Genomic DNA, 26867 nt, shown 5'->3' on the forward strand with positions numbered 1-26867 from the left:
ATCCGAGTCCTGCGCTTCAGACTGGCAGCGGCCCGGTGCCGATCCCCTTCAGCGACCCGCGGACCGGATGGGTGCTGGCCACGACGGCGTAGCAGATGCTGACGTGCTCGCCGGCCACCCACTCGGTCTCGTCGTTCAGGTAGGTGAACTCCACCTCCACGTCGCCGCGTCGGCGCAGCGCCGCCTCGGACAGGCCGAACAGCGCGGCGACGGCCTCTACGCAGCGGGGGAAGACGTAGTCCTGCTGGGCCGCCCAGCTCGGGTACGGGCCTGGTGGCAGCTCGATGGCGCCGGCGAACTCGGCGTCGTGCGGGGTTGCGCAGTCGATGCGACGCTGGCCGTGGATGTCTTTGTAGAAACCTCGTGCGTCCGTCACGACGCCGTTGAGTTTCGCGCACCGCCGGATGACGGGCGAGGTGCCGGCAGCCAGGGCGCCCTTCAGGCTGCCGGTGCGCTCCACCGCCGGGGTGTATGCATTGGTCGACCCGCCCTCGACGAGCCCGCACACGTATGTCCGGGCACCGCCCGCCCACGCCGCGGTGGAGGGCCGGCCGATGTGGACGAACAGCCAGCCGGTGTGCCAGTCCGCGCTGGTGTACTCGCTGGCGGCCTTGCCGCAGTCGGCGTACGCGGCCTGCATCGCCTTGTCGCCCCACCCGGGCGGCGAGATGTCGTCCGGGAACCGGCCGGTCTTGACCACCTCGAGTTTGTGCGGCGTGGCGCAGTCCACCGCGATCGCCACCGGGTCGCCCTTGTCCGCGTACACCACGTTGCCGCTCGCGGTGAGGCACGACCCGGCCGCGGGCACCGGCTCGGACGGTGCCGGCTGGGCTCCCCAGCCGTTGGTGAGGTCACCATCGGTACCGCTGGGTGTCGAACATCCAGCGAGCAGCGCCGCAACGGCGGCGAGCAGAGCGATGCGGCGCACGAGCGCACTGTAGAACAACGTCCGGCGCCGCGTTGTCCCTCGATATGCTGCCGGCATGCTGACCCTGGAGCGGCACCGCCCGCACCGGCCCGACTGCCGCAACCTGCGCGACCCCGGTCGCCCGGCCACGGCGGGCGTCGGCGCGCTGCGCGAGCGGGCGTCGGCGCGCTCCGACTCGCCGCACCGGCTCACCGCCGAGGGCCTCGCGGCGTCGCGCGCCTACGGGGTGCGCCGGGCGATCGACCCGCGCGGCGCCGACGAGCGCTTCGGCGGCGCCGGGCCGTATCCGCGCGCGCACGGCCTGACCGACGCCCAGCCGCACGCCCTGCGCACCCGGCCGCGCGCCTGATGCGGGCGGTCGTCTTCGACTTCTTCGGCACGCTGACCGACCCGGGCGTCGAGGCGGGCCGCCAGGGCGCGGCCTCCGTCACCGCCGCCGCGCTCGGCGTGCCCGCGGAGCAGTTCTGGCGGGCGATGCGTGAGACGTTCACCGATCGCATCACCGGCGTGTACGGCGACACCCGCGGCATGCTGCGCGCGATCGCCGAGCGCTGCGGGGCCGAGCCGACCGCCGCGCAGCTCGACGCGGCCGTCGAGGCGCACCACGCCGGCGCGGTACCGCTGTGGCGCCCGCGCCCCGGTGTCCTGGACGTCCTCGCCGGGCTGCGCGCCGCGGGCCTGCGCCTCGGGGTGCTCAGCGACTGCGGCGCCGAGCTGTGCCAGGGCTGGCCCGGCACCGTCTACGCGCCCTACCTCGACGCCACCGTCTTCTCCTGGCAGGAGGGCACCCGCAAGCCGGACCCGCGCCTGTACGCCACCGCGGCGCGGCGCCTGGGCGTCGCCGCGGCCGAGTGCTGGTACGTCGGCGACGGCGGTAGCCGCGAGCACCAGGGCGCCCTCGCCGCGGGCATGCGACCGGTCCTCGTCACGAACGCCGGCTACCCGGGCGCCGCCCGCCACCGCGACGACCCCGACCCGTTCATCCCGCCCCGCACGATCGAGGATCTCTCCGAGCTGTACGCCATGACGGCCCCGGGCGCCGAAACGTGAGCGTTCCGTTCTTCCGCGCCGCACCTGGGCCGACCGCGAGCCCGGCTGATCGAGGCCGGTCGGTTTCCGTTCGCGGCACGTGGTGCGGCTTCCGGCCGGATCCGCTGTGGCCGTTTCGGCCTCGGTCATGGCCCGGCGGAGTTAGGTTGGTGGTCGATACACCAATTTATTCCGCGGAGCAAGGTCAACAAGGTCAATGACGCTGAAAAAGACACTGACGTGGGCCGCCGGCGTCTTCATCGTGTGGTTCGTGGCGTTCCGCCCGGACTCCGCGGCGAAGGTCGTCCAGGGTATCGGCACGATGATCGGCCAGGTCGGCACCGGGTTCGGCGATTTCTTCACCCGCGTGATCGGCTAGACATTTCATTTCCTCACGGTGGCGATTGCGGCGGATCCGGGCGCGATATGCCGGATCCGCCGGCCCGTTCGTGCGTACCGACGACGGGATGCCTGCCGAGTCGGCCCGCCGCATCGCGGACCGGGTCAAGAGCCGGATCCGTTGACGATGCGGGGCCAGGCGCCCGCGTGCCCGGCTCGCCGCGGAGGCGGTGGGCCGGGCACACGACGCTGAGCAGCGCCGGGGCTACTCGAAGCGCAGCCCGTCCGGGCGCATCAGCCGGAACAGCGGCGGCAGGCTGGCGGCGGTCACCAGCAGCACCACGCCGGCGGCGATGGCGCTGACCACGCCCACGCTCGGCCAGTCGATGCGGACGTCGACCGCGACGACGCGCAGCAGCGTGACGCCGAGCGTCAGCCCGAGCGCGGCCGCCACGACCAGGCCCAGCGCGACCGGCACGGCGGTCTGCCACAGGATCGACAGCGCTATCGTGCGCCGGCGGGTGCCGAACGCCACCAGCGCCGCGAGGGTCCGGCGCCGCTCCCGCAGCTGTTCCAGGGTGCCGACCAGCAGGCTCAGGCCGACCAGGACGAGGACCACCGTCGCGCCGGCGAACAGGCCGCGGCGGATGCTCGCGAACGTGCGGTCGACGCTGTGCCACTGCAGGATGCTCACGGAGGTGGTGAGCCCGAGGCGCATGGCGGCGTTACGCAGGTGCTCCTGGGCGTCCGGGTTCGCCTGGTCGAGGCCGATGTAGCTGTAGATGTGCTGGCCGGCCCTGACCGGCGGGGCCGCGCCGGGGGTGAGCAGCAGGCCGTCGTGGTGCATCCCGTACGCGTCGCGGCGCTCGCGGGCGGTCCGCAGGTGCTGTGGCACGGTCCAGCGGTCGGCGTCGTCGCGGTAGCCGAGGATCACCGTGCGTCCCGCGGTGCCGGTTGCGTCCTGGCTGCCAGGCTGCGTGAACGAGGCCGGGTCGACCGCGAACGCGTCGCCGTCGGCGCAGTCGGGCAGGTCGGCGAGCCGGTGCAGGGTCTCGCAGTCGGCGACGACGACCTCGAACGACTTGCCGTCGAGCCCGTCCTCGCCCCTGACCCAGGTCCGCCGGTACGAATACAGGCCGGTCACGCCGGGGGTCGCGCGCAGCACGGCGTCGACGTCGGCGGTGCCGCGCGCCGCGGCCTGCGGCGAGATCGTCAGGGTCGTCACCGCCTGGGCCCAGTTGACGTCCTGCTTACTCTCCGTCGTGCTCCTGGCCTCGGCCGCGGCGAAGAGCATCTGCAGGGCGATCGTGCCGGCCGCGGCGACCGCGATGGCGTTCACGGCCCGCAGCGCGCTGTCGGAGGACAGCTGCAGCCGGCGCACCGCGATCTGCCACGACACCGTGCCGCCGGCCCCGAGGTGGGCGACGAGCCGGTCGAACAGCCACGGCAGCAGGGTGGCGACGCCGAGCAGCAGCAGGGCGACGCCGCCCGCGGCCTGCCAGACGTTGAGGCGGATCGCCTCGCCGCCGAAGAGCGGGACGAGCAGGCCCAGGCCGGCCAGCGGCAGCAGGATCCGCCACCAGATCCGCCGCCGGGTGCGCGAGACGGCCCTGCGTACCACCCCGAGCGGCTCGACGACGACCCGGCGCAGGGCCAGCAGCGTCATGGCCAGCGCGGCCAGCGGCACGGCGACGACGATCAGCGCGGCCAGGACGGGCGAGGGGCGTATATCCGAGGCGAACACGCTGGTCCCGGACAGCTCGAGCCGCTCCGCGAACTGCCGGCCGACGAGGAAGAACCCGACGCCGAGCAGCACCCCGAGCGCGGCGCTGACGACCGCCTCGCCGGAGGCGACGCGGCGGGTCATCCACGTGTCGGCGCCGACGAGCCGGACCGCGGCGAGCCGCCGGTCGCGCTGCTCGCCGCCGAAGCGGGTGGCCGCCGCGACGAACATGGCCACCGGCATCAGCAGCGCCACGAAGATGACGATGACGAGCAGCAGCAGGACGGGGGAGAGCGGATCGTTCGTGCTGTGCGAGCCATACCAGGCCACCCGCATCACGCCGTTCTGGCCGTAGGCGAGGTCGCCGCGAGTGCCGTAGAAATACAGCTCGCCGGGGCCCGAGAGGCCCTCCTTGGCGATGGTGCCGGCGATCGGCTGCGGGAACCGCTGGCGCAGCAGCGCACCCTCGGGCGCGGCGAGCAGGTCCCGCAGCGCCGGCGAGACCACGATCGTGCCGTCCGGCGGCAGCGCGGAAACCCCCGGCGGCAGCACCGGGTGCGAGCCCTCGGCGCGCAGGAACCGGCCGGTGACCATGCGGTCGCGATAGAGGCTGGTGATCGGCAGCGACAGGACGGTCGCGTCGCTCTTCGGCCGTGGGTCGCTGAAGTGCAGGTCGTCGCGGGCGTCGCCACGGGTGTGCCGGCCGTCGAGGATGCCGGGGACGGACACCGCGAGGAGCAGCACCGCCACGCCGAGTCCGACGCCGAGCGCGGTTAGCCCGGTGCGCAGCAGCCCCTCCCGGCCGCCGCTGAGCGCCAGCCGGGCGCCGAGGCCGATCTCGGCGAGCCAGCGCCGCAGGACGCCGGTGCGCCCGTGCGGCCGCGGCGGCCCGGCTGTGGGGTCGGCTGGGGGGCCGGTGTCCGCCGTCGCGGAGCCGGCCGGGAGCGCGGTCATCGGGCGCGCTCCAGGTCCAGCGCACGGCCGTCGCGGACCACGACCTCGCGGTCGGAGTAGGCGGCGACCCGCGGCTCGTGCGTGACCAGGACGACGGCGGCGCCGCTGTCGCGGGCCGCGGCGGTGAACAGCCGCATGACGCGCTCGCCGTTGATTGAGTCGAGCGCCCCCGTCGGCTCGTCGGCGAACACCACCCGCGCCCCGGTCGCCAGCGCCCGGGCGACCGCGACCCGCTGGCCCTGGCCGCCGGAGACCTCACCGGGCCGCTTGCCTGCCACGTCGTCGATCTCCAGCCGGGTCAGCCACTCGGCGGCGCGCCGCTCGGCGTCGCGGCGGCGCACGCCGTCCAGCCGCAGCGGCAGCGCGACGTTCTCCAAGCACGTCAGCTCGGGCACCAGCTGCCCGAACTGGAACACGAACCCGAACTCGCCGCGGCGCAGCGCGCTGCGCCGCACGTCGGAGAGGGCGGACAGCTCCTGGTCGCGATACACCACCCGGCCCGAGTCCGGCGTGACGATCCCGGCCAGGCAGTGCAGCAGCGTGGACTTGCCCGAGCCCGAGGGCCCCATCACGGCCACGACCTCGCCGGCCGCGACCGACATCGACGCGCCGGCCAGCGCCGGCGTCGCCCCGAACGACTTGTGCAGATTCTCGGCAGACAACAACGCGGTCATCGGCGCACCAGCCCGGCGAGCTCGTCGAGGCGGGCCGCGGTGAGCTCCAGCCAGCGCAGGTCGGCCTCCAGGTGGAACAGCGCGTGGTCGCAGATGAGCTGGTCGGACAGGTCACCGCCGAGCTTGCGGCGGGTCAGCTCGCGCATCATGCGCAGGTGCTCGGCGCGCTGGATGTCCAGCACCTCGGCGGCCGGGCGGCCGGTGGACAGGGCGAGCACGACCTTCATGTAGAGGGTGCTCTGCAGGTAGGGCTCGGGCTTCTCCGGCTGTGTGAGCCAGCGCTCGACGTCGGCGACCCCCGCGTCGGTGATCGCATAGCGCTTGCGGTCGGGCCCCCCGCCCGGCTCGACGCCGTCGACGGTGACCAGGCCGTGCTTGAGCAGGCGGGACAGGGTCGCGTAGACCTGCCCGTAGGCGAGCGGACGATCGGTGCCGAAGCGCTCGTCATAGGCGCGCTTCAGGTCATAGCCGTGGCGCGGTTGGGCCTCGAGCAGCCCCAGGAACGCTTGACCGATGGACATGCCGGTCACTCTACACGGCAGGTATACATGCTGTGTATACCTGTCGTGTAGAGGGCGTGAGCAGCCGTCCTCAATACCAAATGGACTCCTGCAGTTGTAGGAGTTTTTGTGCCAAACAGTGGCGCATTGTGTGGGCTGGATCACATTGGTGGCTTTTGGCCCTTTTCCGGTGGCTTGTCGGCCGCTAGGTTCCTCGGAACGCGCCGCAATCACCCGGTAATCACCCGATTTCTGCGTATGGCGCGTGTCCCTGACCCCGACCGACGAGGAGAGCTGTGCGCCTGCCCGCATTTTTGCTTTCACGCAAAGCCCGCCTTGCCGCCGTCGCCGCGATCGTGGCGGTTCCCGCGGTGACCCTGCCGATCGTGTTCTCCGGCCGCGAGGGCGCCCTGCCCGTTGCCGGCGGCGCCGACAGCGCGTACGCGTTCCCGGCCACCCCCGACCAGATCCCGGACACCCCCGTGCGGGTCAACCAGGTCGGCTACCTGCCGGACGGTCCGAAGCGCGCCACCGTGATCTCGGATTCGACCAAGCCCCTGCCATGGCAGCTCAAGGACAAGGCCGGCAAGGTCGTCGCGTCCGGAGAGTCGGAGCCGAGGGGCATGGACGCCAGCTCGGGCCAGAACACGCACGTGGTCGACTTCAGCGAGTACCGCGGGACCGGACACACGTACACCCTGGAGGCCGACGGCAAGGCCAGCGTGCCCTTCGACCTGGACCCGAAGGCGTACAAACAGCTGAGCGTCGACTCGCTCTCGTTCTTCTACCCGCAGCGCAGCGGGATCGAGATCTCCGACAAGATCGCCCCGGGCTACGGCCGTGCGGCCGGCCACACCGCTGACACCCACAACGGCGGCGACACCAAGGTCCCGTGCCAGCCGGGCGTGTGCGACTACACCCTCGACGTGACCGGCGGCTGGTACGACGCCGGTGACCACGGCAAGTACGTCGTCAACGGCGGCATCTCCGTCGCCCAGCTCATGAGCCTCTACGAGCGCTCGCCGAAGGCCTCGAAGGCCCGCGCCCTGCGCCTGCCCGAGACCGGCGGCAAGACCCCCGACGTGCTCGCGGAGGCGCGCTGGGAGCTCGACTTCCTGACCAAGATGCAGGTCCCGGCCGGGCAGCCGCTGGCCGGCATGGCCCATCACAAGATCCACGACGACGCCTGGACCGGGCTGCCGACCGACCCGGCGGCCGACACCCAGCAGCGGGAGCTGCACGCCCCGTCGACGGCGGCCACGCTCAACCTGGCCGCCGCGGCCGCGCAGGGCGCCCGGGTGTTCGAGCCGTACGACAGTGCCTACGCCGAGAAGCTGCTCAAGGTGGCGAAGACCGCGTACGCGGCGGCGCTGGAGCACCCGACGATGTACGCGCCGGACTCGGACTCCACCGGCGGTGGCGCCTACGGCGACAGTGACGTCAGCGACGAGTTCTACTGGGCCGCGGCCGAGCTGTACATCACCACCGGCGACAAGCGCTACGCCACCGACGTGACGGCCTCGCCGCTGCACAAGGCCGACGTGTTCTCCCGGGCCTTCGACTGGCAGAACACCGCGGCGCTCGGCCGGCTCGACCTCGCGACCGTGGACAACAAGCTGCCCGACCGCGACCGGGTGCGCCAGTCCGTCGTCGAGGGTGCCGACCGCTTCCTGAAGACCATGGACGAGCAGGCCTACGGCCAGCCGTACGCGCCCGAGGGCGGGTACGACTGGGCCTCCAACAGCCAGATCCTCAACAACCTGGCCGTCGTCGCCACCGCATTCGAGATCACCGGCAAGGACCGTTACCGCGACGGCGTGGTGTCCGGCATGGACTACATCCTCGGTCGCAACGCGCTGAACCAGTCCTACGTCACCGGCTACGGCGAGAAGGCGTCGAAGAACCAGCACAGCCGCTGGTACGCCCACCAGCTCGACCCGAAGTTGCCGAACCCGCCGCGCGGCACCCTCGCCGGCGGCCCGAACTCGCAGCTGCAGGACGAGGTCGCGAGCGCGGCGCTGAAGGGCTGCAAGCCGCAGCTGTGCTACATGGACGACATCCAGTCATGGTCGACGAACGAGCTGACCATCAACTGGAACGCCTCGCTGGCGTGGGTCTCGTCGTTCGTGGCGGATCAGACCTGATCCGAGGGCAGGTCTGAGTACGGGGAATGGGGCGGCCACCGGTCGCCCCATTCCGCGTCCCGGGCCGCCCTGTACAGCGGGCCCTCCCGCTTGGACACCAGCGCCGGGCCGACGGCGGTGTCGCGCCCGCACACCTGCAGGGTGACCAGGCCCTTACGGAACGCGGGATGCCGAACGACCCGGCCCCCGGCGGCGGGCTCGCGGGTCGCCGTCACGAGCTCCCGGGTGGCCGCGACGAACGCGAACTTCTCGTCCTCGTAGCCCAGGCTCGCGTCCTTGAGCCGGCGGTGCAGCGCGGAACGGTTGACCCGGGCGGCGAAGTGGCACCAGTCCTTTTCCCGCATGCCGCAGCCGGCCTGGTGCGGGCAGGGCGCGGCGATGTGCCAGCCATCGGCCAGCAGCGCATCGCGGGCGGCCAGGATCCGGCGGTACCCCGGCGGCGTCCCGGGCTCGACGAGCACCACGGCGACGGCGGCGGCCGCGCTCGCCCGCGCGACGAGGTCGCGCTGCTGCTCCTCATCCAGCTCGGTGAGCACGTAGGACGCGGTGACGAGGTCGGCCGCGGGCACGTCCTCGCCGAGCCGCCACTGCTGCCAGGCGATCTCCTGGCCCTTCGCGATCCGCGCGCCGAGCTTCAGCGCCTCCGGCACCTGGTCCAGCACCGTGGCCGCGATCGGGCCGTAGACGTCGCGGGCAGCCCACGCCGCCGCGCCGGTGCCGCCGCCGAGGTCGACGACGCTGCGCGGGGCGATCGGCGGCAGCTGCCGCAGGGCCGCCGTGACCGCGGTGTGCGTGGCCGGCATGCGGTAGGCGGCGTACGCGGTGGCGTCGACCATGTCGCGCAGCAGCGGCTCGCCCGCCGGCAGGCCGCTGCGGTAGTCGGTGATGAGCCGGCGCACCGAGTCGGCCAGGCGGGCCGGTGCGACGTCCTGCAGTACCGTGTCCAGGGCTTCCCGCAGCTCAGGCACGGCGCCACAGCCGGACGACCCTCAGATGTACAGAAGCCATGGTGTCCACCGCGTCACGCTACCCGGTAGCCGTCGAACGTGGCCTCGAGCGTCCCCTCGCCGTGGGTGAGGCCGGGCAGGGCGCGCTCCAGGGCTGTCGTCCGTGCCGCCGGGACCAGGCCGCCGACCGTGAACCGGGGCCCCTCGACCGCCGGCGGATCCGGGATCGCGGCAAACCTGGGCAGCGCGCCGAGCGTCGCGGCGAGAGCGTCGGCCGGTCCCTCGATCGCGAAGCGGCTCACCGGCTCGCACACCACCGTCCCGGCCTCGCGCAGCGCCCGTGCGAGCAGCTCCGGCACGAGCCGCTTGAAGTCACCGGCGGTGCTGATCGGCGAGACGTACCCGCACCGGGTCACGGTCACCCGCGCGTCGCCGACGTCCCAGCCGTGCCGGCCGCCGCGGGTGAACGCGTCGCGGACGTAGCGCGTGACGGCGTCCTGGAAGGCGGCGACGGTCTTGTAGACGTACATCGGGATGTGCTCGACCGGCACGGCGAGCGCGACCTCCAGCCCCTCGCCGGGCTCGACGAGCAGCTCGAGGGTGGCCTGGTGCGGGTTGCCGTCACGGCCGATGACCGCGCCCGCGCGGCCGGTGCCCGCCGGGTGCTCCCGGTGGATCGTGACGGTTTCGCCGAAGGTGACCGCGATGTCGTACTCCTCGGCGAGGGTCGACTCGATGACCTCCTTCTGCACCTCGCCGTACAGCGAAACGGAGAGTTGCCTGCTCTCGGCGTCCAGGCGCAGGTTGATGAGCGGGTCCTGCTCGGCGAGCCGGGTGAGCGCCGCGTGCAGCTCGTGGCGCTGCTCGTGCCGCACCGGCTCGACCGTGGTCTCCATCGTGGGCGGCGCGAACACGGCGGCGCTCGTCTCGTGCTCCGCGCCGATCGTGTCGCCGATCCGCAGCCCCCGCACGCCGTGCAGGCGGCCGATCTCGCCCGCGCGGACGCGGTCCCGGCGGCCGTCGTCGATGGCCGTCACCTTCGCGTCGTCGATGCGGTCGCGGACCCGGACGGTGCCGCTGAACATCCGGACATATGCCGCGTGATCGCGGTCGATCTTGAAGACGGTGCCGCGCAGCGGCCCGCCGGGGTCCCCGGCCGCCCTCGGCAGGTGCGCGGCGATGCCCGCGGTCAGCTCGGCGATGCCCGCGCCGGTGATCGCCGATCCCCGGTACGCGGGTCGTATCCGCGCCTCCGCCGTGAGCCGGCCGAGGACCCCGGCCGGGACGGGCTCGCCGGCGAGGTAGGCGGCGAGGGCCTCGTCGTCGTGCTCGGCGAGCGCCTCGCCATGGTCGCGCCACATGGCCACCGCGGCCGGGATCGGGGCGATCGCCCGGTCGGGGTCGGCGCCGGTGCGGTCGGTCTTGTTGACGAAGAGCAGCGTCGGCACCCGCAGCCGGTCGAGGGTGCGCAGCAGGACGCGGGTCTGCGCCTGGACGCCCTCGACGGCCGAGATCACCAGGACCGCCCCGTCGAGCACGCGCAGGGCACGCTCGACCTCGGCGATGAAGTCCGGGTGACCGGGCGTGTCGATGAGGTTGACGGTCAGCGCGCCGATGCCGAACGTGGCGACGGCGGTCTTGATGGTGATGCCGCGGCGGCGCTCCAGATCCAGCGTGTCGGTCTGGGTGCTGCCGGCGTCGACGCTGCCGAGGCGGTCGATGACACCGGCGTCGAACAGGAGGCGCTCGGTCAGGCTGGTCTTACCGGCGTCGACGTGCGCGACGATGCCGAGATTGAGGATGCTCAACGCGTGTCAGGTCCTTCGCGGGCGAGGTGGACTGCGGCCGGGACGTGACACGTGCTCGCATGGATCCCCCTCGTTCGCGACGACCTGCTGCTTCGAATGTACCCGGGCGGTCATCCGATTTTTTTGTCGTACCCCGTCGCTAGGCTGTCGCCGACCCCCTCAACGGAGAAAGGCCCGGCCGATGCCGCAGACGACATACCTGGAGCTGTCCGAGGACACCGGGAGCGCGCACAAGTTCTACGAGGTCACCGTCGACGGCAACCAGATGTCGGTCCGTTACGGGCGCATCGGCGACACGGGCCAGACGAAGACGACGAGCTATGCCGACGAGGCGAAGGCGCTGGCCGACGCCGCGAAGAAGATCGGCGAGAAGGTGCGCAAGGGTTACGCGCCGGCCGTTGTGGGGCAGCGCGCGCCCCGCTCGGTGACCCGGCGCCAGATCGTCAGCCAGCGCTCGACGGCAAAGACGGCACCGGTGCTGTGGAAATACCGTTCGGGAGCCCCCGCGTTCGGCATCTTCATCGACGACGACGGGTGCATGGTCGGCAACGAGAGCGGCACGATCACGGTCCTGCGCCACGACGCCACGGTCGAGCGGCAGTTCCAGCTTCCCGACGGCGTCAAGTGCATCGTCGCCGACGACGCCTGGATCTACGCCGGCTGCGACGACGGCAACGTCTACGACCTGTCCGGCAAGGTGCCGCGGCTGGCCTACGCGATCGCGCCCGACATCGACATCTACTGGTTGGACATCCACGACGGCATCCTCGGCGTCTCCGACGCCCATGGCGGCGTGTGCAGCATCGACCACGAGGACGAGTTCCTGTGGCGGCGCCAGGGCCGCGGCAGCTCCGGCTGGATGGTCCGCTGCGACGCCACCGCCGTGCATCACGGCCACAGCAGGGGCGTGACCAGCTACGACTGGCGCACCGGCGAGGAGCGCTGGCACCAGAGCACCACCGGGGCGGTGCTGTTCGGCTGGCAGGAGCGCGACAAGGTCTACGCGGGCATGTCGTCCAACTCGGTGCTGGAGTTCACCAAGGACGGCCGCCCCGGGGTCACCTACCGCTGCGACAACACGGTCTTCTCCAACGCCACCGCCCCCGACGGCCGTTACGTCTTCGCCGGCGACCACCGCTCGTCGGTCTACTGCTTCGCCGCCGACGGCCAGCGCCTGTGGAAGCTGGGCACGGGCTGCGGCAGCGCCTATTCGATGCAGTATCACGACGAGAAGCTCTACATCGTCACCACCGACGGCTCGCTGGCCTGCATCGACGCGAGCGAGGAGGCGGTGCGCGCCGCCGAGCAGGGCGTCGTGCCGCAATACGTGGACGTGAAGGCCCCGCCGCGCATGGACCGCGTGGCCCCGTCGACCACGGTCGAGGTCGTCACCGACCCGGCGGAGGGCATCGTCGTCGAGTGCGTCGAGGACGGCGGCCGGCTTCGGATCCGGGTGGTGAGCGCCGGCTACCACAGCGACTGGCAGGTCCAGTTCCCGAAGGGCATCCGCGAGGCCAACGCCCGCTACGTGGTCACCGAAATCCGCGAGGCCACCCGCGGCGGCTTCTACCGGGCACTGGGCGACATCCGCCGCCTGGCCTGAGCTCGGCGGCCGTGCCGGGAGGCATGGACGCTGTGGAGTCCGTGCTGGTCACGGTCTACGGCGCCTACCTGGCGCGGACCTCGACGACCGGGCGGCGAGCACGGTTGCGGGCGGGTGGTGTACTTGGCCGATGACGTGGGCGCGGCCGGTGGGCATCGGGTTTCTCGTGTTGGCGGTGCTCGCCGGGATCGCCGTGCGGGTGGAGATCGGGCACGAGTCGACCTCCTGGCTGCTCATCACCGTCTACGCGGTGCTCGGGGCGGCCGCCGCGCTCGTCGGGGCCGGGCTGATGGTCGTCGCGGGGCGGCTCGCCGGGCGGCGGTGAGCACGGGCAGCCCTCCGCTCACGGCGGCGGCTCGACCACCCCTGCGGCGGGTTCGGTAGGCGCGGTGCAGCCGGCCAGCGCGCCGGCCGGGTCGAGATAGGCGGCGGCGACTAGGGTGATCCACTGGTACACGGCCGAGCGCGAGCGGATCATCACCGCCGACGGCGAGCTGCGGGCCGGGGAGCACCGGGTTGGTGCGGCCAGGAGGCCAGGTCGCCGTCCTGGAAGATCCAGGTGAACGGGGTCAGGACGGCAGGGGGCGGCGACCGGCGAAGCCGAGGTCGGCCCGGTGGTACCAGGCCAGCTCGTCGTCGCCCTCCAGCCAGCACAGCAGCACCTCGTCGCCGTGCAGCTCGGCCGGGAAGTCCAGCAGCAGCGGGGCGAGGCCCTTGAGGTGGGCGCCGGTGTCGCGGATCGCGGTGATGAGCTCGTCCAGCTGCGCCTCGGCGGCCTTGAGCTCCGGCATCCCGCCCAGCGCGGTCGGCGGCCCGCCGGGGCTCAGCGCAGCGGCCAGCTCGGCGGCGTCGGCGCGCACGGCGACGAGCCGGTCGAGGGCCGGGCGGATCCGGGCCAGCTCCGCGCGTGCCTGCGGGACGGTGAACAGCGCCATGCCGACCAGCGTGCCACCGAGGCTCGCCGGGCCGAGCACCGGGGATCAATCCGGCGGCGGGGCAGCCCAATCACGTCCGCGGATGCCATGATGTTTTTCGGTGGTCGGCAACCGGGGGAGGAAGGGCCGCTGACCCATGACGCGGTTCGAGGTGGGGACGTCGGTCGACGGGCAGCGGGCGGACGTCGTGGTGTGCGGCGACCGCGACCTCGCGGCACGCGACGAATGCACGGCGGCGCTTATGACCGCGGTGCGGGTCGCGCCGACCGTGGCCGTCGACCTCGCCCGGCTGACGTTCCAGGACTCCAGGGACGTGCACGCGCTGGTCACGGCCCATCGCCCGGCCCTGGAGCGCGGCGGCCGGCTCCGCGTTGTCAATGTCGGCGGGAAGGTCGGGCAGGTGCCGGAGGTCAGCGGTGTCGGCGAGCTGCCGCGGCCGCGCGACGGCGGGCGCGATGGCTGAGCGGGCGCCCGGTCGCGGCGAGTCGATCGTCTACACACTGGTGTCCGACCTAGCGGCGGTGCGCGCGTTCGTGGCCGCCCGGGCGATCGCGCTGGGGCTGCCGCAGGCCCGGGCCGATCTGCTGACGCTCGCGGTGAACGAGCTCGCGACCAACACGCTGCAACACACGGAGGAGGGCGGTCAGGTCCACCTGTGGGCCGAGTCCGGCCAGATCGTCTGCGACGTCGTGGACCAGGGGCCGATGCGCTCGTTCGGCCGCGAGATGCCACCCGCCGACTCGCAGCGCGGTCGCGGCCTGGCCATCGTCGAGCTGGTGTGCGACCACGTCGCGGCGTTCGCCGGAGCGCACGGCACCGTCGTACGGCTGCGCCTCGGACTTACCTGATCGGAAAACAACGGTGACCACGTCGGGCGAGGGGCGTACGGCATCGCCACCCGGTCCCCCTTTCGGCGGTCTGGGTGGTGGGTGGTTGTGCTTGGCTCAGCCGGTGGGTTGCAGGGTGACGGTGTGGCCGAGCTTCCGTGCGGCCGCCATGATCGCGTCGGCGTCGTCTTCCCACGCCCGCAGTTTATTGTGCCCTCGTGAAACCCAGTTCCCGAGTCACCATCCGTGACGTCGCCGCAACGGCCGGTGTCTCGGTCGCGACGGTGTCCAAGGTCCTCAACGCCCGTTACGGCGTCTCCGCGGCCACGAGCGCACACGTCCAGGCGGTGATCCGTGCGCTGGGCTATGAGGCGAGCCTGGTCGCGCAGAGTCTGCGCAACCACAAGACCAACGTGATCGGCATCCTGGTCGCCGACCTTGAGCCGTTCTCGACGGAGCTGCTCAAGGGCGCGGCGAAGGCGATCAAGGGCACCGGGTACGAGCTGGTCGTCTACTCGGCCGGCGGTCGCACCGTCGACAACGCGGGGTGGGAGCAGCGGTACCTCTCGCGCCTGTCCGGCACCCTCGTGGACGGCGCGGTGCTGGTCACGCCCACCGTCGTCGAGCCGGACTTCGGTTCGGCGGTGGTCGCCGTCGACCCGCACAACGGGCCGACCGGACTACCCACGGTGGACTCCGACAACCTGCTCGGCGCGCGCACCGGCGTGCGGCACCTGATCGAGCTGGGGCACCGGCGCATCGCACTCATCGGGGGGCGTCCGGACCTCGAGTCGGCCAGGCTGCGTGAGCAGGGCTACCGCGAGGAGCTGTGCGCGGCAGGGATCCCGGTCGACCCGGAACTCATCCAGCCCGGTAACTACGACCCGGACGACTCGGCCGCGGCGGCGCGGCGGCTGCTGGAGTCGCCGGACCGGCCCACGGCGCTGTTCGCCGCGAACGACATCTCGGCGATCGCGGCGGTCGAGGGCGCGGTCGCGATGGGGCTGCGGGTGCCGCAGGACCTGTCGGTCGTGGGCTTCGACAACCTGCCCGAGGCCGCCCTGGCCAGCCCGGCGCTGACCACCGTGGAGCAGCCGATCCACGAGATGGGGCACCGCGCGATCGACCTGCTCATCCAGGTGATCCGCGGCGAGCAACTGGACAACCCCCACATCCGGCTCGCGACGCGGCTCGTGGTGCGGCAGTCGACCGCCGCCGTGTGACGACCTCGGTGACGATGCGACTCGCGCGTTTGTGGGCGGGCGAACCGGCGTGACCGTCCACGCTGTGCCATGCTTTGCCGCGCGGCGGCACCACCACGCGGTTCGGCGCCCCGGCCCGGCGCGCGGGTCGGTGTTTATCGAATTGCGGATAATCGGTAATCAATAAAGGCGGCTCGGGTGGGGCACGGTGTGGCCGGCGAGGGCGGCCACGAAGGCGTCCGGCCGCGGATCGTGGCGCAGCAGCGAGCGCTGCCGCTCAGCGCCGGTGCCGTGGCGGCCCAGCCAGCCGAGCCGGCTGTGCACGGCGACCGCGTCGCCGGACTCGCCGAGGGCCGGCGTCACCTTGCGCAGCAGCACGCGCAGCTGGTCGGCGATGGCGACCGAGGGCCGGCCGGGCCGCGGCCCACGCCCCACCAGCCCGTGACGCGCCGCGGCGGCCAGGTCGTCCTCGACCTCGAGCGCCGACGGCGTCGTCTCGGCGATCCGGCCACGCCGGATGTCGTCGATGAGGGTGGCGACGAGCGCCCGCACGATGCCGGCGAGCAGTACGGTGTCGTGCACGCTCAGGCAGGTGTCGGCGATGCGGACCTCGATCGTGGGGTATCGCCCCGAAAGGCGCGCCAGCAGGTGCACGCCGCCGATGTCGAGCGCGGTGCCGCCGGAGATGAGCGCCTCGATCGCTCGATCGTAGTCCCGGGCATCGGTCCAGACCTCCGGGGCGCGAAACGTCGGCCAGTGGCGGCGCGCCTCGTAGCGGAAGCTGCCGTACCCGCTGTCGGCGCCGTCCGCGCACGGTGAGTTCGCGGTGAGCGCGAGCAGCGGCGCCAGCCAGGGTCGAAGGCGGCCCAGGACGCCGACCGCCAGGTCGCGGTCGGCCACGCCGACGTGGACGTGGCAGCCGCAGGTCCCGGCGGCGGCCGCGGTCGCGCCGGGAAAACGGTCGGCGAGCCGCCGGTACCGTGGATCGTCGGTCAGCGTCTCCAGCGGCCCGCGCCGGAAGGGCGGCGCCCCGGCCGCGACGAGTCGTGCCCCGGCCAGCTCGGCGGCGCGCGCGGCGGTCCGCCGGAGCTCGGCGAGCTCGTCGTGAAGGCGGTCGAGGCGGGTGTGCACGCCGCTGACGGTTTCGAGCTGATAAGCCGTGTACTCGTGCCTGACCCGGTCGTCGCCGCTGGTGACACCGAGCACGCCGGCAGACACCGGCGCCACGGCGCCGTCAGGCTCCAGGAGCAGGAACTCCTCTTCGACTCCTACGGTGAGCATCGCCGCCTCCCTCCACGGAATTTGCCTGGACGGGTGAAGCGTCACCCCGCGCCGCGTCGCCGCACGTCATCCCGGACGGGTGACCGCCCGCACGCACGGTGCGCCGGTAACTGCGCCGGGTCACCGCTCCGCTCCGCCTCCCTCGAGGCCGCTGCCGGTCACCGTGCGTCTCGCCGGGCCGGCCGTCGTGCCGGCTGCCGGGCACGGACGGGTCGCAGGTCATCCCCGCCTGGCGACGTCATCCCTTGTGGGTGAGTGGTCACGGCTCACCGGGCGCCGACCATCGGGTGAGGAGGTGCGACATGTGCCGATGGCTCGCGTATTCCGGGTCGCCGATTCTGCTCGAGGAACTGCTCTACAAGCCCGAGCACTCGCTGATCGACCAGAGCATGCACTCGAAACTCGGGGTGGGCACGACGAACGGCGACGGGTTCGGCGTCGGGTGGTACACGCCGGACGGGCCGGCCGAGCCGACGCTGTTTCGCGGCACGGGCCCGGCGTGGGGGGACGAGAACCTGCGCGAGATCGCCCGCTCGGTGCGGTCCGGGCTGTTCCTCGCCCACATCCGGGCGAGCACGGGCACGCCGGTGCAGCAGACGAACTGCCATCCGTTCCGGCATGGCCGCTGGCTGTGGCTGCACAACGGCCGGATCCGCGGATTCTCCCAGCTCAAGCGCGCGCTCACGCTCGCCGTCGATCCGGAGCTGTTCAACTGCATCGGCGGGTCCACCGACTCCGAGCTGATGTTCTATCTCGCGCTCACGTACGGCCTGGAGAAGGACGCCGTCGCCGCCGTGGAGCGCATGGTCGGCTACGTCGAGCAGGTGGGCCGGCAGCACGGGATCGACAATCCGATGCAGATGACGGTGGCGCTCTCCGACGGCGAGCGGCTCTGGTCGTTCCGCTACTCCAGCGAGCGACGGAGCCGATCCCTGTACTGCAGCACGGCCGTCGACACGCTGCGCACCATGTACCCGGACAACCCGGTGTTGCAGCACGTGTCGGAGGAGACGCGCATCGTGGTCTCCGAGCCGCTCGGCGGGCTGGTCGGGGCCTGGCAGCCGGTCGCCGAGTCGAGCTACGAACTGGTGAAGCCCGGCGTCGACGTGGTCGGCGAGTTCCAGCCCGAATCGTGCTGACGAGCGGGGGCCGCGGAGGCCGCCTGAGTCCACTGTGGACCGCGGCCCGCCCGATCGCCGACCCGGAATTCGACCGTGCTGTCCGGATCGAACTCGCCCGCGCTCCGATTGCCGGCAGCACCCGCGCCGGGAGCTTCGACGTCCGCTCCGTCAGGAGGGCCGGCGGTGGCCACGCCGCGACCGTCGACGGTGGCTACGCCGCGGCCGTCGACGGTGGCTACGCCGCGGCCGTCGACGGTGGCCACGCCGCGACCGTCGGTGGCGACCGCTACGTGACCGTCCGCAGTCGTCGCGCTGCGGCCGTAGGCGATGGCCGCGCCGCGACCGTCCGCAGTCGTCAGGCTGTGGCCGCAGGCGATGTCTGCTGCACGACCGTCTGTAGCCGTCACGCTGTGGTCGGAGGCGATGGCCGCGCCGCCACCGTCGGTAGCTGCCGCATCATGAGGTGCGGAGGTGACGTGCCGTGGTCGAGCGGCGCCGAGCGGTAGCAGCCTCGGCCGACGCTTCGCCGCCACGTCCTCCACCCAGCCGAGGAGGACCGCGACCACCGTGAGCAACACCAGCGCGACCCCGAAGTACCCGAGCCGCACCAGCGCGGGGTTGAGCCGCCATACCTCCAGGCGGTCGCCGATCGGGAAGCACACCGCGATGGCCGCGTTGTGCCACAGGTAGATCGTCACGGCGCGGGCGTTGAGCAGCGTGACGAGCGCGTCCAGCGGCCGGAACCGGCGTAGCCAGGCCATCGACGGGGACAGGCGCAGGACCGGCAGCACGAAGCCGAGGGAGTACAAGGCCTGGGCGAGCGGAATGTCGTTGAGGTTCGCCGAGCCTCCCTCGGCGGGGTGGGTGAGCGCCCAGCCCGCGCCCGCCGCGAGGCCGGCCGCCGAGAGCGCGAGCAGCAGCGGGAGGGACATGCGACGCAGGGCGCCGGTGCGGTGCGCGAAGCCGGCGATCCAGCACGCGGCGAACGTGGCGACGTTGACCAGTACGGCGCCGGCGCGGCCCTCCAGGGAGATCGGGCCGAGCTGGGTGACGGCCAGCAGGGCCAGCGGCAGCAGCACGGCGACGAGCGGCAGGCGCCGGAACAGCCACCAGGCGGCGGGGGACAGCAGCACCAGCCACAGGTACGTCGCCAGGTACCACAGCACGACCGTCGCGTCCGCGGCCCATTCGGCGCCGGGCGGGTCGGCGATCGGTACCGCCCACAGGAGCAGCTCGGCCGCGTCGCCGGTCCAGCCGCGCCACAGCATGACGGGTACCAGGATCAGGCCCATCGCCCAAAGTGCCGGGAGCAGCCGGCGGAGCCGGCCCTGGATGGCGCGGGTCGCGGAGCGTCGCATCGAAGCGGCCATGAGCGAGCCGCCGAGGGCGAACATCACGCCCATTGCCGGGAAGGCGTAGCTCAGCCAGGCGAAGCCGAACATGTGGAACACCACGACCCGGGCGATGGCGACCGCGCGAAGTGTGTCGAGGTAGCGGTCGCGGCCGCCTGCGTGCGTCACGCGGGCATCATTGCGGCCCCGGGCGGCGGGCGCGGGAGATTCGGCGAGGTTCGATCCGAGTGGGCGACCCCGCCAGGACGAGCTTGGGTCGACCGTGCTGGGCCGGCTCCCGCCGTTTGCCATCGTGTCGCATCGGGGCGGGCTATGCAGAACTAGGACTAGCTATATAGAGTATGTGCATGGCTGGATTACGCATGACCACACCTCGATTGCTGGTGCTACGCGCATTCCTGGATGATCCGACGCGGGAGCGGTACGGGCTCGACCTGGCCAACGCGGCCGGTCTGGAGCCCGGCACCATCTATCCCATCCTGGTGGCCTTCGAGAACGCCGGCTGGCTGCGCAGCTGGCAGGAGCAGGTCGATCCGCACCTGGAGGGCCGGCCTCGCCGCCGGTATTACGCGCTGACCGCGGAAGGGGCCAGCGCGGCCCACGACGCGCTGGCCGACAACGCCCGGCGACGTGGCCGGCGGGCCAACCCGACCGGGACGTTGGCGTGGTGACCGCCGGCCTGGCGGGCCGCACCGGCGACCTGACCGGCATCGAGCGGGTGCTGATGGCCGCGTTCGGCACGGCCCTGCCGGCGCATTTCCGCGCCCGCCAGCGGGCGGAGTGGGCCGCGGACCTGGCCGACCTGGCCCGCGAAGGCCGGCCGACCGATCGCTGGCGGTACCTGCTCGCCGCCGCCTGGACGTTGCCCTCCCTGCGCGCCGTCGCCCGCCGCGCCCAGGTCGACGGCCCCCGCAGTGTGTCGTCACCGGCTTTGCCCACGACCCGGATGCTGGCCTGGGTCGTCGCGATCAGCCTCGGCTGGACGGTGCTGAGCTGGCTGCTCGTGATGGCCGGCCCGTACACCTTCGAAGTTCCGGCGCGCCAGGCCGCCGGCATTGACAGCGACCCGAAGACGATGTGGCCGGGTGGCGACCCGTCGCTACCGTTGCCGCTGCGTGTAGCGCTGGTGTTGGGCGCTTACGCCGCCATCGGCTTGGACCCCCTGCTGGTGGCTGTGGTCTGTGTGGTCACCGTCGGTTTCCTGCTGCGCTCACGCGGCCAGGCTTGGCGGGACCGGTTGCGCACGCTGGCCCGGGGCGCGTTCCTCGGGCTCATGATGCTGGCATTGGCTGCCGTCGACCTATTCGCCTTGACGATGTTCACCGGCGGTGTGGCGCTGTCGGTCACCGGGATCGTCGCGACCGGGTTGGCGATGAGCCGGTTCGGACTGCCCAGACGCTGGCGAGTCGCGCTGGGTCTGCTGGCAGTGGCCGGCTTCGCCGTGGTCATCATCGACAACACCTTCGGCTGGGCGATGGTCGTCTGGTTCCGCGACTGAGAACGAGGCGGCGCGGCCGGGACGCCGATTCCCCAGCCCGCTTCCGGGCGGAGGCCGACGCGTTGTGGCCGGCCTCCGCGAAAAGTGCGAATCCGACATTTCGCCGGGCTCCCCGGTTTTTGTCGTACCCCATGACTAGGCTCCCGGTCATGACCGAGCCATTCGACACCGCAGCCGAGTATCGCACCGCGATCTCGCAGATCAGGGAAGCCGCCGCCGCGTATTACAGCGGCCCCGATCTCGCGATCGACGACGCGGACTATGACGCGCTCATGGCGCGGGTGGCGGCGACGGAGGACCGGCACCCGGACTGGAAGGTCGAGGACTCGCCTACCGAGGTCGTCGCGGCCGGCGGCGGGGTCGTCGGCGACGTCGTGCACAGTGAGCCGATGCTGAGCCTCGACAACGTGTTCAACGAGGAGACGCTGCGCAAGTGGGCGGCGCGGCTGGAGCGGCTGCTCGGGCGGCCCGCCGCCGCGTACACCGTCGAGCCGAAGATCGACGGGCTGGCGATCGCGGCGCGATACGAGGACGGCAAGCTCGTGCAGGTCGCGACCCGTGGTGACGGGCGGGCCGGCGAGGACGTGACGGGGCAGGCGCGGCGGGCCGCGGGCCTGCCGGAGCGGCTCGCCGAGCCCGTCACGATCGAGGTGCGCGGCGAGGTCTTCATGACCGACGCCGACTTCGAGGTGGCCAACGGCATGCGCACCGCCACCGGTGAGCCGCCGTTCGCGCACCCGCGCAGCGCTGCGGCCGGCACGCTGCGGGCGCAGGACCGGACCTATGACGCGCCGCTGTCGTTCCTGGCGTATGGGGTGCGCGGCCTCGGCGACGGGCCGCACTCGGCCGCCATGGCGGAGCTCGCCGGCCTCGGCGTGTCCTGCACCGCCGGCATGCCGGTGTGCGCGAGCGTCGATGACGTCCTCGCAGCCGTCCACGCGCTCAACGCGGGCCGGGGCGCGCTCGGCTACGGCATCGACGGCGCCGTCATCAAGGCCGACCAGCCAGCCGACCGCGAGCTCGCCGGCTCGTCCAGCCGAGCGCCGCGGTGGGGAATCGCGTACAAGTTCCCGGCGGACACCCGCACCACGCGGCTCAAGGCGATCGAGGTGCAGGTCGGGCGCACCGGCGTCATCACGCCCGTCGCGGTCCTCGAGCCGGTCCAGATCAGCGGCGTCATCGTCACCTCCGCGACCCTGCACAACTTCGGCGACCTCGTCCGGCGCAACGTCCGCCCGGGCGACACCGTGTTCGTGCGCCGCGCCGGCGACGTCATCCCCGAGATCACCGGCGCGAAGCTCGACGAGCGCCCGCCCGGCTCCGAGCCGTTCGAACCGCCGGTCCGCTGCCCACGCTGCGACGGCGAGATCGACCGCACCCAGAAGCGCTGGCGCTGCACGCGCGGCCGTGCCTGCGGGGCGCGCGAGGCACTGGCGTATTACGCCGCCCGCGACTCCATGGACATCGAGGGTCTCGGCGGCAAGCTCATCGACATGGTCGTCGCCGCCGGCCTCGTCACCGACCCGGCCGACCTCTACGACCTTCAGGTGCCCACCCTGGCCGCGTTCGACCGCATGGGGGAGGTCTCCGCGACGAAGCTCGTCACCGCCGTCCAGGCCTCCAAGACCCAGCCGCTGTCGCGCGTGCTGACCGGCCTGGGCGTGCGCATGACGGGCCGCTCGATGTCGCGCCGCCTGGCCACCCACTTCGGCACGATGGACGCGCTGCTGTCCGCCTCGGTCGCCGACCTGCAAGAGGTCGAGGGCGTCGGCCCGGAGCGCGCGGTGACGATCGCCGCCGAGCTGGTGGAGCTGGGGCCGGTCATCGCCCGCCTGGTGTCCCGCGGCGTGAACATGACCGAGCCCAACTTCCGTCCCCGTCCCGCTGCCGCGACCTCCATCGACGGCTCGAGCGACGCCTCGGATGTCGGCGGGGCCGCGGACGTGGACGGCGAGCCCCCGGCGCCGCTCCCGCTGCGGAAGGAGGACGGCAGCCCGATGACGGTCGTCGTGACGGGCTCGGTGCCAGGCCTGACCCGCAACGAGGGCAACGAGGCAGTGGAGCGCCTCGGCGGCCGCTCATCCGGTTCGGTGTCGAAGAAGACCGACCTGGTGGTCGTGGGAGACGGCGCCGGCTCGAAGGCCGCGAAGGCCGAGGAGCTGGGCATCCGCATCATGCCGGCCGAGGAGTTCGCCGAACTGCTCCGCGCGACCGGCGCCTGACCCATCCGGAGCGGGGAGCGGAGGCGATCCCGATCCCACGGCGTCAGTGTCGCGCCTCCCGGCGGGTCGCCGGGAGGCACGCACCTGCGACGGGTAGGTCAGACCTTCCAGATCCAGACGTCCGAGACGTGGCGGCCGGGGCCGAAGAGCAGCTCGGCGGTCTGGCGGATCGCCTCGCTGTTGCCGTGCTGGTCCGGCAGGACCAGGAAGTCGGCGCGCCAGAACGCGAGGTCGGCCTTCGCCTGGGCCTGCTGGTCGGGGGTGACCTGCGGTATCGTGCCGTCGCTGCCCGCGGTGTTGATGATCTCCATCGTCGGGCGGGTCCGGGTCCCGAACATCGCCGTCTTCTCCGGGTCGTACGGGTCGGGTGCCAGGAAGTAGCCGCCGGCGACGCGGAACTCGAGGTTCGCCTGAGTCCCCCAGCGCATCGCGTCCAGGCTCGTCCACCAATTCAGCGGGAGCGGCACGATCGTCGAGTTCTCGGGGATCGTCTCGCGCCAGGTGCCGCTGCTGAAGAACGCGGGGACCGGGGAGCGCTCGGACGCTGGCTGCGGGGTCGGGATGAGCGGGACCAGGGCGACCAGCAGCGCCGCGGCCCACAGCCAGCGGGCCGCCGGCGTGGTCTCCTCCAGCTCCAGGGCCGGCCTGGTTTCCGTCCCGGCCCTCGCCGCCCCTTCCGGCCTCTCCAGCATTCCGGACTCGCCCGGCACGCCGCTGGAAAGGCCGCGGTCATCGGCGGCCGAGGCCATCGCGGAGCCGCCGGTGGAGGCCAACGCGGGGGCAGCCGGGGTCGTGGCGGAGGCCGTCGGGGCCAGGACGGGGGAGGCGGCGTCGGGCTCCGGGGCGGGACTGACGCCGACCACGTAGCGGTCGATCAGCATCGCCAGCAGCACGCCGACGAGCGGCGCGATGCCCAGGGCCAGGCGGGTCGGCACGACGGAGTCGAACAGTGGCAGCTGGTGCACCCACTCCCACGGTCCGTGCCAGCCGGTCGGCTCGCCCTTGTACTTGATCTCCGGGCCCAGCGACAGCAGCCCGAAGACCAGCGCTGTGATGAACAGCGCGCGGGCCGCGCGCCGGTGCCACAGGGCCGCCGTGGCGGTGAGCAGCAGGCCCAGCAGCGGCCAGCCGAAGAATGTGTTCTCCTCGGTCGGGCCGCCCATCTTGTCGATGGCGGTGACGTCCGGGTCGAGGATCGAGCGGCGGCTGAATTCCTTGAATGAGGCCAGGTCGCTGCTGTAGCTGTGCACGTAATCGGGCAGCCCGTGATATGCCTGCGGGCCGAAGAACTGGTGGTACAGCGGATATGCGAGGAATACGCCCGCGAACAGGGCGCCGACGCCGATGGCGGGCAGGGCCGAGCGGGCGACCCGGAGGTATTCCCGGGGGTGGAGGTACGCCAGGAGGAAGACCAACAGGGCGATCGCCGTGAGGAAGAGGATCTCCTCGTTGATGAAGCACTGGTACAGCACCACCGCGCCGAGCCCCAGGCCGCGCCGCAGCGTGGGGCCGGGTCGTCCCAGCCGCAGCACGTTCCAGACGACGAAGGGGATCAGGAACTGGCCGGCGATGTTGGGGTGCCCGGTGCTCTGCGAGATCATCGAAGGCGCGAATCCGCAGAACAGCCCCCCGACGAATGCGGCCGTCCGGGACGAGACGACGTGCCGGGAAAGGATGAAATACCACGCGGCCGCGGTTCCGGCGAGCGCGATCGTGTCGATGAGCGCGAACGTGACGCCGACGCCGAACAGCAGAGTGATCGGTGCCAATGGCAGCGCGAGGCCGAGAACGGATGTGTTCGCCATGAGATTGACGCCGAGCGGCGCATTCAGCTGGTCGGTGAAAAATGGGTTGTCACCATGGGTGAACACGCGTGCCCCATGCGTCAGCACCCACTCGAAGAAGATCTGATCCTGGCCGTTGTCCGTGAGCATCCGGCCCTGTGGATCGGCCCAGAGGTGCTGCAGGACCGTGACGGCGCACGCGACATAACTGAGCAGCGCGATCGCCGCAGCGCGGACTTCGTGTGTCCTCTCCCCGAATTTCACGGGTGACACGATAGTTGGCGGTCGAGGTGCGCCCAAGGGGGGTGGTGAGGCAGTATCAACGCCGATACACTACGCCAGTTCTGACCGAAAATTCACGTAGGGGTGCTAGAGTGCCGAATCCGGACGCGGCAATACTGGGCGACCAGGCTGTCCAATCGGAAGTGCTCGAAGGCCTGGCCATGGCCAAGAACCATCGTAAGTGGTTCGTGGCCTTCGCGACGCCGTATCTCGGCGACCATCCCATCGAGGTGAGTGCCGGTCTTGGGGACTACGCCGCGGAGTGGCTCGAGCACGCCTCGACCATGACGCTGACCGAGGCCGACTCGGGCCGGATCGTCGCGCTCAAGGAGCGGTTCGCCGACCACCCCGGCGTGACGGTTCGCGAGCTGCTGCTGCCCAGCGACGTCACCGCCGAGCACAGCGCCGCGATCTCGTACAACGTGCTCGAGCACATCGACGACGACATCGGCGGCCTGCGCACCATGCGCTCGCTCGTGCGCCCCGGCGGGCACGTCGTCATCGTCGTCCCGGCGTTCCCGTTCGCGATGGGCCCGGCCGACATCGCCACCGGCCACGTGCGCCGCTACACGAAGAAGACGATGCGCGCGGCGCTCGACGCGGCCGATCTCGAGATCGTCAAGCTGCACTACGCCAACTCGCTGGGCCTGATCGGGTATTACGTCTCGACCTGCCTGCTCAAGCAGATGCCCGGCCCCGGCCCGATGGTGAAGTTCTACGACATGGCCGTGGCCCCGCTGACCCGCCTCATCGAGCGCGGCATCCGGCCGCCCTTCGGTCAGTCGGTTGTCGCGATCGCCCGCCGCCCGCAGGAGAGCTGACCAGCCGCGGCGGCGCCTCCGGCGAGCTTCACGCGCGCCGGAGGCGCTCACGGGGCGCCCACCGACCGGGTGAATCGGGGTCCTGCCCGCCGGCTGTCCTGGCTGCCCAGGGCCGGCGCGGACTAGGCGTGCCCGGCGGGGGTACCTCCATGGCGTGATGAGTGCAGACCGCAGGCCGGGCGAGGACCCCCGGCACCGCGTGACCGTCGCCGCGCAGGCCCAGCCGGACCGGTGCTGGTTCGGCTTCGGGGAGCCGACGCAGCCCATCGGGCCCGGCGGCGGGTGCGCCGAGGGCGGGACACCACAGACGACGCAGCAGTACATCTGGGCGCTCACCGCCGACGACCGGCAGCGCAGCGTCTGGTGGGGTACCGTCGCCAACGCCACCGCCGCCGGGATCGCCACCGTGACGCCGGACTTCGTCGCGGCCGGGATGGCGCCGCTCAACCGGCCGTTTCACGACCCGGACAACGTCACCGTCGAGTTCGAGGGCTCCTACAACGCCGTGCACGGGGTCCCGCCGAACCGGGGCATCGTCGGCGACGCGGTGCCGGCGCAGGTGTGGCAGTACGACATCGAGACCGGCGAGACCGTCGAGCGCACCCCGACGCGGGAGCAGTTCCCGGGCATCGACGACGTTGTCGGGCTGCGGGCGGCCGGGTCGCTCGGTGACGTGGTGTTCGTCGGCGGCATCGAGACCGCGCTCGACCAGGGCGCGCAGGCCGGCGGGACCGTGGTGCTGCTGGCCTACCGGGCCAGCGACGCGCGCTTCCTGGGCTGGAAGCGGTTCCCGGAGTGGGACAACATCAAGAACTTCGTCGTGGCCGAGGGCCGGCTGTACTTCGGCGTCGGCCTGGCCGGCTCGGCCGGCCAGGCCCGCGCGGGCACCGGCA

Annotated in this window: 25 protein-coding genes and 1 pseudogene; 15 read left to right on the top strand and 11 right to left on the bottom strand. The window is 72.3% G+C overall.

Features of this window, described 5'->3' with window-relative positions; all coding sequences use genetic code 11:
• Positions 1-16: 16 nt before the first annotated feature.
• On the bottom strand, positions 17-928 hold the full coding sequence (locus tag ABT297_RS29300) for a septum formation family protein (RefSeq protein ID WP_350555412.1): 912 nt from the start codon (positions 926-928) through the stop codon (positions 17-19).
• Positions 929-983: 55 nt separating this feature from the next.
• On the opposite strand from ABT297_RS29300, the gene ABT297_RS29305 reads away from it, so the two are divergent.
• The 3 genes from ABT297_RS29305 to ABT297_RS29315 all read left to right on the top strand — a co-directional run bounded on the left by ABT297_RS29305 (position 984) and on the right by ABT297_RS29315 (position 2336).
• Positions 984-1277, top strand: coding sequence for a tyrosine-protein phosphatase (locus ABT297_RS29305; RefSeq protein WP_350555414.1), 294 nt, complete (start codon positions 984-986; stop codon positions 1275-1277).
• Positions 1277-1978, top strand: coding sequence for an HAD family hydrolase (locus ABT297_RS29310; RefSeq protein ID WP_350555416.1), 702 nt, complete (start codon positions 1277-1279; stop codon positions 1976-1978). The genes ABT297_RS29305 and ABT297_RS29310 overlap by 1 nt, the downstream gene beginning before the upstream one ends.
• A 196-nt stretch (positions 1979-2174) precedes the next feature.
• Positions 2175-2336: a hypothetical protein gene (locus ABT297_RS29315; RefSeq protein WP_350555418.1), complete on the top strand. Its 162-nt coding sequence runs from the start codon at positions 2175-2177 to the stop codon at positions 2334-2336.
• A 225-nt stretch (positions 2337-2561) separates the two neighbouring features.
• On the opposite strand, the gene ABT297_RS29320 is transcribed toward ABT297_RS29315, so the two are convergent.
• Genes ABT297_RS29320 through ABT297_RS29330 form a run of 3 tightly spaced genes read right to left on the bottom strand, consistent with a single transcriptional unit; the run spans position 2562 to position 6168 of the window.
• Positions 2562-4973: an ABC transporter permease gene (locus ABT297_RS29320; protein WP_350555420.1), complete on the bottom strand. Its 2412-nt coding sequence runs from the start codon at positions 4971-4973 to the stop codon at positions 2562-2564.
• Entirely contained in the window at positions 4970-5647 is a 678-nt protein-coding gene (locus tag ABT297_RS29325; protein ID WP_350555422.1) for an ABC transporter ATP-binding protein, read from the bottom strand. Before ABT297_RS29325 ends, ABT297_RS29320 begins: the two co-directional genes overlap by 4 nt.
• Complete coding sequence (locus tag ABT297_RS29330) at positions 5644-6168, bottom strand: PadR family transcriptional regulator (protein ID WP_350555424.1); 525 nt, start codon at positions 6166-6168, stop codon at positions 5644-5646. The genes ABT297_RS29325 and ABT297_RS29330 overlap by 4 nt, the downstream gene beginning before the upstream one ends.
• A gap of 350 nt (positions 6169-6518) precedes the next feature.
• Between ABT297_RS29330 and ABT297_RS29335 the strand changes: the two genes are divergently transcribed.
• Positions 6519-8291 (top strand): glycoside hydrolase family 9 protein, encoded by a 1773-nt coding sequence (locus ABT297_RS29335; protein ID WP_502885661.1) that lies wholly within the window; start codon positions 6519-6521, stop codon positions 8289-8291.
• Here the strand turns inward: ABT297_RS29335 and ABT297_RS29340 are convergent.
• The gene (locus tag ABT297_RS29340; protein ID WP_350555426.1) at positions 8282-9259 is read right to left on the bottom strand and encodes a small ribosomal subunit Rsm22 family protein; all 978 of its coding nucleotides are present in this window, start codon (positions 9257-9259) and stop codon (positions 8282-8284) included. The two genes, ABT297_RS29335 and ABT297_RS29340, sit on opposite strands and share 10 nt — an antisense overlap.
• A gap of 53 nt (positions 9260-9312) precedes the next feature.
• On the bottom strand, positions 9313-11046 hold the full coding sequence (locus ABT297_RS29345) for a GTP-binding protein (RefSeq protein WP_350555428.1): 1734 nt from the start codon (positions 11044-11046) through the stop codon (positions 9313-9315).
• Positions 11047-11227: 181 nt separating this feature from the next.
• Between ABT297_RS29345 and ABT297_RS29350 the strand changes: the two genes are divergently transcribed.
• Together ABT297_RS29350 and ABT297_RS29355 are read left to right on the top strand one after the other, a co-directional pair.
• On the top strand, positions 11228-12649 hold the full coding sequence (locus ABT297_RS29350; RefSeq protein ID WP_350555430.1) for a WGR domain-containing protein: 1422 nt from the start codon (positions 11228-11230) through the stop codon (positions 12647-12649).
• A 130-nt stretch (positions 12650-12779) separates the two neighbouring features.
• The gene (locus ABT297_RS29355) at positions 12780-12974 is read left to right on the top strand and encodes a hypothetical protein (protein WP_350555432.1); all 195 of its coding nucleotides are present in this window, start codon (positions 12780-12782) and stop codon (positions 12972-12974) included.
• A gap of 18 nt (positions 12975-12992) precedes the next feature.
• Here the strand turns inward: ABT297_RS29355 and ABT297_RS29360 are convergent, their stop codons facing one another.
• Positions 12993-13127, bottom strand: coding sequence for a hypothetical protein (locus tag ABT297_RS29360; protein WP_350555434.1), 135 nt, complete (start codon positions 13125-13127; stop codon positions 12993-12995).
• 91 nt (positions 13128-13218) lie between these two features.
• A complete protein-coding gene (locus ABT297_RS29365) occupies positions 13219-13623 on the bottom strand; it encodes a DUF2203 domain-containing protein (protein WP_350555436.1) in 405 nt (134 codons plus the stop codon).
• Between the two features lie 97 nt (positions 13624-13720).
• On the opposite strand from ABT297_RS29365, the gene ABT297_RS29370 reads away from it, so the two are divergent.
• From ABT297_RS29370 to ABT297_RS29380, 3 genes are all read left to right on the top strand, one after another.
• Positions 13721-14047: an STAS domain-containing protein gene (locus ABT297_RS29370; RefSeq protein WP_350555438.1), complete on the top strand. Its 327-nt coding sequence runs from the start codon at positions 13721-13723 to the stop codon at positions 14045-14047.
• Positions 14040-14432, top strand: coding sequence for an ATP-binding protein (locus tag ABT297_RS29375; RefSeq protein ID WP_350555440.1), 393 nt, complete (start codon positions 14040-14042; stop codon positions 14430-14432). The genes ABT297_RS29370 and ABT297_RS29375 overlap by 8 nt, the downstream gene beginning before the upstream one ends.
• A gap of 197 nt (positions 14433-14629) precedes the next feature.
• Positions 14630-15634, top strand: coding sequence for a LacI family DNA-binding transcriptional regulator (locus ABT297_RS29380; protein WP_350555442.1), 1005 nt, complete (start codon positions 14630-14632; stop codon positions 15632-15634).
• A 159-nt stretch (positions 15635-15793) separates the two neighbouring features.
• Here the strand turns inward: ABT297_RS29380 and ABT297_RS29385 are convergent, their stop codons facing one another.
• Positions 15794-16894 carry a carboxylate-amine ligase gene (locus ABT297_RS29385; protein ID WP_350555444.1) on the bottom strand — a complete coding sequence of 367 codons (1101 nt, stop codon included), beginning with the start codon at positions 16892-16894 and terminating at the stop codon, positions 15794-15796.
• A gap of 302 nt (positions 16895-17196) precedes the next feature.
• Between ABT297_RS29385 and ABT297_RS29390 the strand changes: the two genes are divergently transcribed.
• Positions 17197-18033: a class II glutamine amidotransferase gene (locus ABT297_RS29390; protein ID WP_350555446.1), complete on the top strand. Its 837-nt coding sequence runs from the start codon at positions 17197-17199 to the stop codon at positions 18031-18033.
• Here ABT297_RS29390 and ABT297_RS29395 read toward each other — a convergent pair.
• Positions 17973-19535, bottom strand: a complete 1563-nt coding sequence (locus ABT297_RS29395) for an acyltransferase family protein (protein WP_350555448.1) — start codon at positions 19533-19535, stop codon at positions 17973-17975. The two genes, ABT297_RS29390 and ABT297_RS29395, sit on opposite strands and share 61 nt — an antisense overlap.
• A 194-nt stretch (positions 19536-19729) precedes the next feature.
• On the opposite strand from ABT297_RS29395, the gene ABT297_RS29400 reads away from it, so the two are divergent.
• From ABT297_RS29400 to ligA, 3 genes are all read left to right on the top strand, one after another.
• Entirely contained in the window at positions 19730-20038 is a 309-nt protein-coding gene (locus tag ABT297_RS29400) for a PadR family transcriptional regulator (protein WP_350555450.1), read from the top strand.
• Positions 20035-20865: a hypothetical protein gene (locus ABT297_RS29405; protein WP_350555452.1), complete on the top strand. Its 831-nt coding sequence runs from the start codon at positions 20035-20037 to the stop codon at positions 20863-20865. The genes ABT297_RS29400 and ABT297_RS29405 overlap by 4 nt, the downstream gene beginning before the upstream one ends.
• 149 nt (positions 20866-21014) lie before the next feature.
• Positions 21015-23087 carry an NAD-dependent DNA ligase LigA gene (ligA, locus tag ABT297_RS29410; RefSeq protein ID WP_350555454.1) on the top strand — a complete coding sequence of 691 codons (2073 nt, stop codon included), beginning with the start codon at positions 21015-21017 and terminating at the stop codon, positions 23085-23087.
• A gap of 98 nt (positions 23088-23185) precedes the next feature.
• On the opposite strand, the gene ABT297_RS29415 is transcribed toward ligA, so the two are convergent.
• On the bottom strand, positions 23186-25135 hold the full coding sequence (locus ABT297_RS29415) for a DUF6311 domain-containing protein (protein WP_350555456.1): 1950 nt from the start codon (positions 25133-25135) through the stop codon (positions 23186-23188).
• A 179-nt stretch (positions 25136-25314) separates the two neighbouring features.
• Here ABT297_RS29415 and ABT297_RS29420 point away from each other — a divergent pair, with 179 nt between their 5' ends.
• Together ABT297_RS29420 and ABT297_RS29425 are read left to right on the top strand one after the other, a co-directional pair.
• Positions 25315-25974 (top strand): methyltransferase, encoded by a 660-nt coding sequence (locus ABT297_RS29420; RefSeq protein WP_350555458.1) that lies wholly within the window; start codon positions 25315-25317, stop codon positions 25972-25974.
• Positions 25975-26128: 154 nt separating this feature from the next.
• Positions 26129-26867 (top strand): annotated as a pseudogene (locus ABT297_RS29425) (hypothetical protein); the annotation flags it as partial.

Source organism: Dactylosporangium sp. NPDC000555 (assembly GCF_040300025.1).
Taxonomy (GTDB): Bacteria; Actinomycetota; Actinomycetes; order Mycobacteriales; family Micromonosporaceae; genus Dactylosporangium.

Excerpts from the sequence above, each read along its gene's own strand:
- ABT297_RS29305 (WP_350555414.1), top strand. The coding sequence starts at position 984 with ATGCTGACCCTGGAGCGGCACCGCCCGCACCGGCCCGACTGCCGCAAC.
- ABT297_RS29310 (WP_350555416.1), top strand. The coding sequence starts at position 1,277 with ATGCGGGCGGTCGTCTTCGACTTCTTCGGCACGCTGACCGACCCGGGC.
- ABT297_RS29315 (WP_350555418.1), top strand. The coding sequence starts at position 2,175 with ATGACGCTGAAAAAGACACTGACGTGGGCCGCCGGCGTCTTCATCGTG.
- ABT297_RS29320 (WP_350555420.1), bottom strand. The coding sequence starts at position 4,973 with ATGACCGCGCTCCCGGCCGGCTCCGCGACGGCGGACACCGGCCCCCCA.
- ABT297_RS29325 (WP_350555422.1), bottom strand. The coding sequence starts at position 5,647 with ATGACCGCGTTGTTGTCTGCCGAGAATCTGCACAAGTCGTTCGGGGCG.
- ABT297_RS29330 (WP_350555424.1), bottom strand. The coding sequence starts at position 6,168 with ATGTCCATCGGTCAAGCGTTCCTGGGGCTGCTCGAGGCCCAACCGCGC.
- ABT297_RS29350 (WP_350555430.1), top strand. The coding sequence starts at position 11,228 with ATGCCGCAGACGACATACCTGGAGCTGTCCGAGGACACCGGGAGCGCG.
- ABT297_RS29355 (WP_350555432.1), top strand. The coding sequence starts at position 12,780 with ATGACGTGGGCGCGGCCGGTGGGCATCGGGTTTCTCGTGTTGGCGGTG.
- ABT297_RS29360 (WP_350555434.1), bottom strand. The coding sequence starts at position 13,127 with ATGATCCGCTCGCGCTCGGCCGTGTACCAGTGGATCACCCTAGTCGCC.
- ABT297_RS29370 (WP_350555438.1), top strand. The coding sequence starts at position 13,721 with ATGACGCGGTTCGAGGTGGGGACGTCGGTCGACGGGCAGCGGGCGGAC.
- ABT297_RS29375 (WP_350555440.1), top strand. The coding sequence starts at position 14,040 with ATGGCTGAGCGGGCGCCCGGTCGCGGCGAGTCGATCGTCTACACACTG.
- ABT297_RS29385 (WP_350555444.1), bottom strand. The coding sequence starts at position 16,894 with ATGCTCACCGTAGGAGTCGAAGAGGAGTTCCTGCTCCTGGAGCCTGAC.
- ABT297_RS29390 (WP_350555446.1), top strand. The coding sequence starts at position 17,197 with ATGTGCCGATGGCTCGCGTATTCCGGGTCGCCGATTCTGCTCGAGGAA.
- ABT297_RS29400 (WP_350555450.1), top strand. The coding sequence starts at position 19,730 with ATGACCACACCTCGATTGCTGGTGCTACGCGCATTCCTGGATGATCCG.
- ligA (WP_350555454.1), top strand. The coding sequence starts at position 21,015 with ATGACCGAGCCATTCGACACCGCAGCCGAGTATCGCACCGCGATCTCG.
- ABT297_RS29420 (WP_350555458.1), top strand. The coding sequence starts at position 25,315 with ATGGCCAAGAACCATCGTAAGTGGTTCGTGGCCTTCGCGACGCCGTAT.